This is a genomic window from Roseovarius tibetensis, from assembly GCF_050896375.1.
Taxonomy (GTDB): domain Bacteria; phylum Pseudomonadota; class Alphaproteobacteria; order Rhodobacterales; family Rhodobacteraceae; genus Roseovarius; species Roseovarius tibetensis.
Genome location: NZ_JBPBBB010000068.1, coordinates 1 through 9,613, shown reverse-complemented (window position 1 = coordinate 9,613; position 9,613 = coordinate 1). Strand labels below are relative to the sequence as shown.

Here is a 9,613-nt window from a genome sequence, read left to right as displayed (position 1 = left end):
ATTTGCCATTTTGCTTTTTGTCATACCCATCATCCTTACTTAAGTTGATGGTCTCCGACAAATCCGGGGCGATTCAATGGCCGGATTTCCCCACTCTCGATTTATCAGACCAGGTTCGCGAACGCCGGATCGCCTCACGCGGTGCAGCTGATCAGCGAGGTGATATCCCTGAGATACGTGTCGCGCATGTCGAGTTCGACGATCGGGCCGGCAATGGCGCCCGACGAGGCATAGCGCCGCCCGCGGCGCAGCAGTTTCAGCAGCGTGCCGAAGCTGCGGACGGCGACGTTGCCCACTACCACGTCCTCGCTTTGGGGCAACTTCCGGCCGGGCGCGAGCACTTGCCAGGATCGGTGCGAAAGACCAGACTTCTCTTCGAAGACAATCTGATGGGAAATTGCGGCCAGAAAGGACCTGCTCGTCATGCCGACCTATCACGATCTGCGCACGGCCGACGATCTTCAAGAGCGCGACTACGCGCAGGTCTTCCCGGGGCTCGATGAGCACACACGCAAGAGGATCATCGACGGCGTGCTTCGGCTCAAGCGCGCGTTGCATACAGACCTTCCGCCGCGCAGAACCGATGGCAACCTGCTCTTTGCGAGCTGGAACATCCGCGAGTTCGGCCATCTTAAGGCGCGTCTTCCCGAGGCCTATCACTGGATCGCCGAGGTGATCTCGCATTTCGACCTGGTGGCCATTCAGGAAGTCAAACGCACCTTGAAGGATCTCGATATTCTCATGCGCCTGCTCGGGCCCCATTGGGGGTACATGATGACGGACATCACGGGCGGGCCGGCGGGCAACAAGGAGCGCTCGGTCTATCTCTACGACACGCGGCGCGTGCAGCTGTCCGGACTTTCCGGCGAAGTCGCCGCTTGGCCCGAGCTCCGCGAGGAACTCGCCTTCGAGAGCGCAAGGCCACCCGAACAATTGTCGCGCGCGCCGCATGTGACCGGGTTCATCACCGGCTGGAAACGGTTCTCGCTCGTGAACGTCCATCTGGCGCCGGGGGACGGCACGGAAGAGGTTCGGTATCGGCGCGACGAGGTGCGCCTGCTTCTGGCGGCCCTCGCCGAGGCGCGTGACGAGATGTGGACCAAGAATCTCATCCTCGTGGGGGACATGAACCTCTACGCGGCGCGCGACGGCGATACGGTCGCGCTGCTGGAACTTGACGGGTTCGTCGAGCCGCAAGCGCTGCTGGATCTGCCCACGAACGCCGCCGGGACCGAGATCTACGATCGCATGTTTCTCAGCTCCAACGAGTATTTTCGTCTCGGGACGCGACCGGATGGCGCCCCGAGCGGCGGCACGCTCGATCTCTTCGCGCATGTCTTCCGCGATGCCGACAAGCCGATCTTTCGCGACGCCGTCATCTCGGACTATGGTGGATCGCGCGACATCGCCGGGGATGAGGATGTCTTCGACTCTTATTGGCGCGTGCACTGGCGCACCCGCCAGCTGTCCGATCACCTCCCGATCTGGATCGAACTCGAAACCGATGACTCCGTGGCCTTCCTGACCTCAAAGAGGCCCGGCTAAGCCCTGCCAGTCGACCCTGCCGTCCCGCTCGAGAGAAAGCTCAGCAAGCAGTTCGGCAAGGAACGGAGGATCCGATGGCAGATGAAGGCCCGCATTTGCGGCAAGTGCCTTTCTGTTCGCGCTGGCAGAGAAAGCCCGGATCCTCCCCTCGCAAGGGAAACCCGCGGTAGACACGGACGGCCCTGTGCGGACTTTGCCTTGACATCGAGATGCCGCGGCGCGGCCCTGCAGAGTTGCCAGTCGCTGCGTCTGAGAAACCGAACATCCGGCGTAACTGTGCCGCGCGGGGATGTACGGATATCCGACAGAAACCATCAGATGTCGTAAGCCAGCCCGGAGCGGACGGTCGTTCCAGGTGCCGCACTCAATATGCTGCGGCTGCGAAATTTCGAGGCAGTTAATCTCAAAGCGGTCACTTGGTACGGGCCTGCCTAGCTCAATGGTGCTGCAGGCCACTCACCGGCCAATCGGTGCTGGCGGACACCCTCGCCATGGATACGCAACCGGGATAGTCCGTGTTTGCTTCATCAAGAGCGGCCAGACGTCAGGACTGAGGCGATGAAGGCAATCGCGTGCGGCCGGTTCTCAGGCTAAAGACCACCCATCAGCCTGCAAGCATCGAAGAAACTTCTGGCCATGCTCGCCTTGAATGTTCTCGCACGGCTACAAGTTACGAGACAGTTTTTCTCTAATGGGGGTCCCATTGGGCGGCACCCCCTTAGGTAGAGACTTTGCCAGTACCGAGCCGAAGTTGAGGATATTCCGGGTGCGGACCCGTTCAAGCGAGCGCTGCTTGACATAGTTGAGAATTCTGGAAGCCTCAAACGTCAACACGCCCAGATCAAAGGGTTCGACATTTGACGCGTCAGAGAGCAGATATGGGCGGAACAAAAACGGAAGCGTATCATGCATCTGGATCACTTGGTCGTCAACGCCCGGCTCGCGATGAACGCGGCTGCTGGTGTTTTCACGGATCTGGGCTTCAACCTGACGCCGCGCGGCTACCATTCCTTGGGGTCGATCAACCACCTGATGATGAATCCCGCCAGTTATCTAGAGCTTGTGGGCATCCCCGAAACGGGCAAGCAGCGGCAGGACGTCCTCGAAAGTCCTGTTGGGTTGAGCGGCCTGGTCTTTCGTTCGCAGGATGCGCAGGCGACCTATGCGCGGCTGAAGGCTGAAGGCTTCGCGCCAAAGGAGCCCATCCTCCTGGAACGCCCCGTGGCGCTGGACGGGAAAGACCATATGGCCCGCTTTCACAACGTGCGCATGACCTCTGCCGAGTTCCCTGCGGGACGCGTCTACTTTTGCCAGCACCTTACGCCTGATCTGGTTTGGCGCGAGGAGTGGCTCGACCATCCGAACGGCTTCTGCGGGATCTCCGCCATGGGTGTGAACAGTCCTGATCCAGCCGCCGAGGCGTGGCGGTATGCCACCTTGGCGGGCGGCGAGGCGACGCAGGCGGAAACCGGCTGTTATGTGAAGGGAGGCGGCTTTGCATTGCATGTTACCGAGGGTCCTGACCGTTTTGCGGAGGCAACGCTCGTATTCGAGACACTCGAGAGGATCGCGGCTAGCGCCAGGGCCAGCACTGATGCAGAGTGGAGGACATGCGAGGGCGGTGGGGTCCTGATCATTCCAGCCCTCGAATTGACGCTGCACTGCCAAACCGCCCGAAACCGATCAAGGGAGGCATGGTGACTAAAGCCACGTTCAATCCTACGGATTTTCAATCCGGAGTGCCGCAGACCGGTTTCCTCGCCCGGCCCGGGGCGCGCTTGGCGCCCCTTTTCAGTTGGGGCCGGGCCAGGGCAGCATTGGCTGGTGGCGAGCGATACGCACGGTTTTCAATTGGTATCTGCTCAACGGGTCATGGTCGACGAGATGATGTACGCTGCGACCGCGGCTGCGCTTTGAGACTTGGGGCATATTACATGTGCGAAGGCAGAGTGGCCGACGCCCGGTCCTGACGGGAAACGGCTGACGCGGAGCGGCGGCTGTAGTCATGTCCACAAACCGGATCACTCGAGGGAGACGGCCACCCACCCGGCTTCAACACACCTTTTCAAGGCGCATAGAGCCTTGAGAAGGCGAGGCGCACATTCGCCGTCACTTCCTCCAGCCTGCGCGAGATGTGGCAGCGCATCTCGCGCGCCGCACCCTCTTCGTCACCTGCCGTCACCGCATCCAGGATGCATGCATGGGGGCGTGTCGTGATGGCGGGCGCACCATCCCGTTCGCTGAGCAGTTGCAGGTCGATGACGCGGATGTAATGGATGCGCGCGGCCGCGTTGTCCAGAAGGCGCACCAGTTCGGCATTGCCCGCCATGAGCGCGATACGTCGATGAAAATCCTCGTCGAGCCGGATCAACTCAACCGGCGAGACACCGCTGGTATAACGATCTTTCGACTGCTCCAGATCGGTATGCAGACGGGCGATATCTTCAGGTTTGGCGCGCCGCGCAGCAAGGCGCGCCGCCTCGCCTTCGATCGCGGCGCGCGCTTCGTACAGGTCCATCATCTCTGCTGGGTTCAACGCGCGGCAGTGAAAGCCCTGACCACGCCGGAACGTCAGAAACCCTTCTGCCGTCAGACGGTTCAGCGCCTCTCGCAAGGGCGTCCGGCTGATTGAAAGTTGCACGGCGATCGCGCTTTCGTTCAACCGCTGGTCCGGCTTGAATTCAAAGCTGGCGACCATTTCCTTCAATGTGCGGTAGGCGCGCTCGACGGCGCCAGTATTCTCGTAACCAAGATCGTGGGTCATGCGATTGCCTTGAAACCTGCCCACGTTATGGGCCGTCAAAATGAAAAATAACGTATGCCTAAAAAATAGCAATTGATTTGCACACTGATCTGAATATGCTCCTGTATACAGATTTGAATGGCCTCACACCGCAAAAGGAGCATGCATGAGCAACTCGATGACAGGCGCACAGGCCATGGTTCGCAGCCTCGAGGCTCACGGCGTGCGGCACATCTTTGGCCTTTGCGGTGATACGACGCTGCCTTTCTATGACGCGATGCTGACGCTGAACCCCCCGATTCAGCATATCCTGACCCGGGACGAACGCAGCGCCACCTACATGGCGGACGCTTATTCGCGGGTTACCGGGCGGGCGGGTGTCTGCGAGGGGCCTTCGGGCGGCGGCGCCACCTATATTCTACCGGGTCTCATCGAAGCGAGCGAAAGCTCCTATGCCGTGCTCGGCATTACCACCGACGTGGCTATCGCCAGTCACGGCCGCTACCCCTTGACCGAGGTGGATCAAGAGGCGCTCATGCGTCCGCTGACGAAATGGAACACCGTCATCAAGCGGGCCGATCACATTCCGCGCATGGTGCGTCAAGCGTTTCGCGCGATGACGACAGGGCGTTCTGGCGCGGCGCATCTGGGGCTGCCCTATGATATACAATACGATGAGGTGCCGGCAGAGGATGTATGGGCCGACCCGCAACTCCACACCTACCCATCCTACCGCACGGGTCCCGATCAGGGGGCCGTCGAAACAGCCCTTGATGCGATCCTGTCAGCCAAGTCACCGTTGATCGTCTGCGGTGGCGGCGTCGTCATCTCGGGCGGTATGGACGCGCTGGAGCGCCTCGCGATCCGGCTCGACATCGCGGTCGCCACGTCGATCTCGGGGCAAGGCAGCCTTGCAGAGACGAGCACCAACTGTCTGGGGGTTGTCGGGTCGAACGGCGGCACGGGCGAGACATGGGAAGCGATGGCGGGTGCAGATCTGGTTGTCTTCATGGGATGCAGGGCCGGGTCCACAACCACGTCTCGCTGGGAGGCGCCCCAGCCCGGCACGCGGGTGGTGCATTGCGATGTCGATCCGATGGTGGTCGGCGCCGTGCTTCCGACAGAGGTCGGTGTCGTCGGGGATCTGCGCATGACACTAGAGGCGATGAACGATGCTCTGGACCGCCGCGGTCAGGGCGCCGGGACCTTCGGCGGGGCCGCCGCAGTGGCCGATATCCGAGAGCGTAAGTTCGAGAAGTTCAACAGGCTGGCCACATCGGATGAGGCGCCGATCCGCCCCGAACGCATCATCGCCACCCTGCAGAGCGTCCTACCCGAAGATGCGACCATCGTATCGGACCCTGGCACGTCCTGCCCTTATTTCTCGGCCTATTACCAACTTCCTAGTCCCGGACGCCACTTCATCACGAACCGCGCTCATGGCGCCCTTGGTTATGCGCTTTCGGCATCGCTCGGCGCATGGTTCGGAAGGCCCGACAGCAAGGTTGTGGGCCTGATGGGGGACGGCTCTTTCGGGTTCACATGCGGCGAGCTTGAAACCGTGACGCGCTGCCGGGCAAACATCACCTATATCGTCTTTTCGAATGCCAGTTTCGGCTGGATCAAGGCAAGCCAACATGACGATTGCGGCGCCCGGTATTACAATGTCGATTTCAACCGTGTCGATCAGGCCGCCGTTGCCGCAGCCTATGGTGTCAAGTCGTGGAAGGTCGAAGACCCGGCCAAGCTTGAGGACGTGCTGCGTGAGGCGATTGCCCATGACGGGCCGACTCTGGTCGATATCGTCTGCCAGCCCCTCGAAGAGGCGAAGGCGCCCGTCCGTCGCTGGATGGGCTAACGAGGCGTGCTGCGGAATGTCCGGGGCATGGATGGCAACCTGAACGGAACCCACAGGGAGAAAAGGATGATGAAAATGATAAAACTCACTCGCAGAACGGCGGCGATCGCCGCTCTTGCTGTGACGATGCCGCTTGGCGGCGCAACCGCGCAGGATTATCCCAGCAAGGACCTGACCCACATCATGCCATGGAGCGCAGGGGGCGGCACCGACACCGTCATGCGCACTTTCATGAATTTCGCCGAAGAGACACTGGGGGTCGGCATCAACACCCAGAATGTCACCGGCGCCCAGAGCGGGGTCGGAACGCTGCGCCTGATGAAGGCGCGTCCGGATGGATATACCATCGGCTCGCTGACATGGGATAGCGTGATCACGGTGCCATACTACGGTCTGGTGCCCGGCTATGACACGGATCAGCTGACCTATCTCGGCTCGGTCACGGTGCATCCAACCGTGCTGGCCGTAAATGCAGACTCTCCCTACGAGACGCTGGAGGATTTCATCACGGCGGCCAAGGAGGATCCCGGTGAGCTCTCGATCTCTAACGTGGGCAGCGGCGGCGTGTGGCATCTGCCCGCGCTCGATCTAGCCGACGCGACGGGCATCGAAGTCAATCACGTGCCCTATCCCGACGGTTCTGGCCCGCAGCGCGAGGCGCTTCTTTCGGGCGAGACGGATGCCGCATCGCTTAGCGCCTCGGCGGTCTATTCGGCGGTGCAATCAGGGCAGGCCAGGGTTCTTGCCGTCATGGGCACCGAGCGTAGTGAGTTTCTGCCGGAGGTGCCGACAATGGAGGAACTGGGTTATGACGTCGTATGGGGTAGTTTCCGGCTGATCGCTGCGCCTAAGGGTATAGATGCCGAGAAGCGCGAGATCCTCGAACAAGCCTTTGCCGAGGTTTTCGAGATGCCCGAATTCCAGGCCCGCGCGGAAGAGACCGCAATGGGCGCGGTTTGGATGGATGGCGAAGAGACCACCGCCTATGTCCAGGCCTCGCAGCAGAAGGCTTTTTCCCTGATCGACAATCTGGTCGAGCAAGGTATCCTCGAGAAATAACGCATGGGGCCGGGTGTCCCCGCTCGGTCCGCCCGGCCCCTGCCCCTGACGCGCAAAGGATGAAGTCCGCATGACCGGCAGCCCCCGACTGAACGGCCAGGCGATTTTTGCCCTGGTGCTGCTGGTGCTGACAACGGTCTATGCCAGCCAGATCTTCGGCCTCGGCATGCCGTTCGTCAAGGGGGTGGAGCCGGGCGCGTCGTTCATGCCGATCCTGCTGAGTGCGATCATGTACGTGGGCGCGCTGCGCATTCTTTTCACCGAACTGCGCCGCGGACAAAAGGACGCCGGCGACGCGCACGCCATATCCCAGCATGTCCCGGCGGTCGGGATCATTGGACCGCTGATCGTCGGGGCCGCAACCGCGCTCTTCGCCTTCGGGCTCGATCGGGTTGGATATTTCGTATCGGCAGGCGTTTATACGTTCATCGTCGCGCTTTATTTCAACTATGAAGGTAGCGGGCGCCCCCTTCAGGCGCTGATCCTCTCGGCGCTGACCGCGGCGGTCATCACAGTGTTCGGCTGGCTCTTTTTTGTCTGGCTATTCGAGTTGTCTCTTCCGGTCTGGAGCCTTTAGATCATGCTGGACCTCATGGGCGGTTTCACCGCCCTCTTCACGTTCTGGCCCTTCATGTATCTGGTCGGGGGATTCCTGCTCGGGCTTTTCTTCGGTGCTATTCCGGGCCTCACGGCGACGCTGGCGATTGCCCTTCTGTTGCCGTTCACCTTTAGCATGGAGGTCGGCAACGCCCTGATCATGGTCATGGGCATCTATATGGCGGGTATCTATGCCGGATCGATCACCGGCATCACGCTCAATATCCCCGGCGCGCCCTCGGGCGCGATAACCAGTCTCGACGGGCATGCCCTGATGAAGAAGGGGCACGGCGCACAGGCGCTCAGCCTCGATGCGTTCGCCTCCTCCATAGGCGGCATGATCGGCGCGCTGGTGCTGATGCTGCTGGCTCAGCCGATCAGCCAGTTGGCTCTGCTATTTCGAACCCCCGAGAAATTCTCGTTGGTGCTGCTGGCTGTGGTGACGGTCACCATCGTTGCGCGCGGATCTCTGTGGAAAGCGACGCTCGCGATGACGCTGGGGCTGATGATCTCGACCGTGGGCATCGACCCGATGGTTCCCAAGGGGCGCTTCGATTTCGGCAGCTATCACCTGGTCGAGGGCATCGGCCTCTTGCCCGCCGTCATCGGCCTTTTCGCGGTATGCGAACTTCTGGCGCAGGCCGCGACGCCGGCGCGCCGCGCCATGGGCGTCGCCGTGGCCGATCTTCCGCGTCTCCGACATCGTGACTTCATTCCGGATTTCAGCATCATCCGGCGGATCGGCGCGTTCCTTTATGTCAAGAGTTCAGTGATCGGCGTACTGATCGGCATGCTGCCGGGCGGGGGCGCCTCGATGGCGTCCTTCATCGCCTATGCCGAGGCCAAGCGCACGGCGACCCGACCCGATGAATTCGGACAAGGCTCGCACGAGGGGCTGGCGGCGTCAGAGTCGGCTAATAACGCGATGTGCGGCGGAGCGATCATCCCGCTTCTGACCATGGGCATTCCAGGAGATGCGGTCACCGCGATCATATTCGGTGTGCTGCTGCTGCACGGCCTCGTGCCCGGGCCTGGCCTCCTGGCCGAGAGCACGGCGACGGTTGCGCCCATGTTCGCCGCGCTCTTCGTGGCGTCGATATTTGTGATGGTGTCTGTGATGCTCTTCGGGCCCTTCTACATGCGGATGGCGCGCATCAATCGAGGTTTCCTCTACGCCTTCATCGGCCTGATCTCGATGGCAGGCGTCTACGCATCGTCTTTCTCCGGCTTCCAGATGTGGATGGCGCTGGCAATCGGCATCTTCGCCTTCGCTTTGCGCAGGTTCGAGTATCCGGTCGTGCCCATGCTGATGGGCGTCATACTGGGACCATTCCTGGAAGAGTTCCTGCGCCGCTCACTGATAGTGTCACAAGGCGATCCGCTGATCTTCATCACCAGCCCGTTCAGCCTGATGTTCCTTGTAATGACTCTTGCCTTTGTCTGGCTTTTGCGCCTGCGCCCGGGTGCCCACGGCTGATATCCATAGAGGTCTGCTACGGCTAATCGACAGATCCCCAAAGAAGATATGTGGAAGCACAAGCATCAAGGCGCCAGCAAGACTCAAGCGATCCGCCCATTATTCAGGGCAATCGGGTGAATGAGTTCGTGACCAACCGTCTGAATTGGTGAATTCGTCGAAATCCTCTTGATCGGAAAAGGACAGCTTCGATGGGTCACCTGCCCCTTTTTAGGGCTACTCATAAGCCGAGCCTGTTCTCCTTTTGTGTGCCATCATTCGGTCGTGTCGCGAAGTTGGTTGAAATTTGAATGTGGCGTAATCTCCGGGTGACTCGAAACCACCCAATCCGGCG

At 61.0% G+C, this 9,613-nt stretch carries 8 protein-coding genes; 6 read left to right on the top strand and 2 right to left on the bottom strand.

Going from position 1 to position 9,613, the window contains the following annotated elements; translation table 11 throughout:
- Positions 1-134 precede the first annotated feature (134 nt).
- A complete protein-coding gene (locus tag ACROSR_RS19500) occupies positions 135-425 on the bottom strand; it encodes a hypothetical protein (RefSeq protein ID WP_432687555.1) in 291 nt (96 codons plus the stop codon).
- On the opposite strand from ACROSR_RS19500, the gene ACROSR_RS19495 reads away from it, so the two are divergent.
- A complete protein-coding gene (locus ACROSR_RS19495) occupies positions 424-1,545 on the top strand; it encodes an endonuclease/exonuclease/phosphatase family protein (protein ID WP_432687554.1) in 1,122 nt (373 codons plus the stop codon). The genes ACROSR_RS19500 and ACROSR_RS19495 overlap by 2 nt on opposite strands.
- Positions 1,546-2,451: 906 nt before the next feature.
- Positions 2,452-3,246, top strand: coding sequence for a VOC family protein (locus ACROSR_RS19490; protein ID WP_432687553.1), 795 nt, complete (start codon positions 2,452-2,454; stop codon positions 3,244-3,246).
- A 364-nt stretch (positions 3,247-3,610) separates the two neighbouring features.
- On the opposite strand, the gene ACROSR_RS19485 is transcribed toward ACROSR_RS19490, so the two are convergent.
- Entirely contained in the window at positions 3,611-4,309 is a 699-nt protein-coding gene (locus ACROSR_RS19485; protein WP_432687552.1) for a GntR family transcriptional regulator, read from the bottom strand.
- Between the two features lie 145 nt (positions 4,310-4,454).
- Here ACROSR_RS19485 and ACROSR_RS19480 point away from each other — a divergent pair, with 145 nt between their 5' ends.
- From ACROSR_RS19480 to ACROSR_RS19465, 4 genes are all read left to right on the top strand, one after another.
- Entirely contained in the window at positions 4,455-6,146 is a 1,692-nt protein-coding gene (locus ACROSR_RS19480; protein WP_432687551.1) for a thiamine pyrophosphate-binding protein, read from the top strand.
- Between the two features lie 75 nt (positions 6,147-6,221).
- The gene (locus ACROSR_RS19475) at positions 6,222-7,205 is read left to right on the top strand and encodes a Bug family tripartite tricarboxylate transporter substrate binding protein (protein ID WP_432687550.1); all 984 of its coding nucleotides are present in this window, start codon (positions 6,222-6,224) and stop codon (positions 7,203-7,205) included.
- 70 nt (positions 7,206-7,275) lie between these two features.
- Complete coding sequence (locus ACROSR_RS19470) at positions 7,276-7,782, top strand: tripartite tricarboxylate transporter TctB family protein (RefSeq protein ID WP_432687549.1); 507 nt, start codon at positions 7,276-7,278, stop codon at positions 7,780-7,782.
- Positions 7,783-7,785: 3 nt separating this feature from the next.
- Positions 7,786-9,279 (top strand): tripartite tricarboxylate transporter permease, encoded by a 1,494-nt coding sequence (locus ACROSR_RS19465; protein WP_432687548.1) that lies wholly within the window; start codon positions 7,786-7,788, stop codon positions 9,277-9,279.
- The last annotated feature ends 334 nt before the right edge of the window (positions 9,280-9,613 follow it).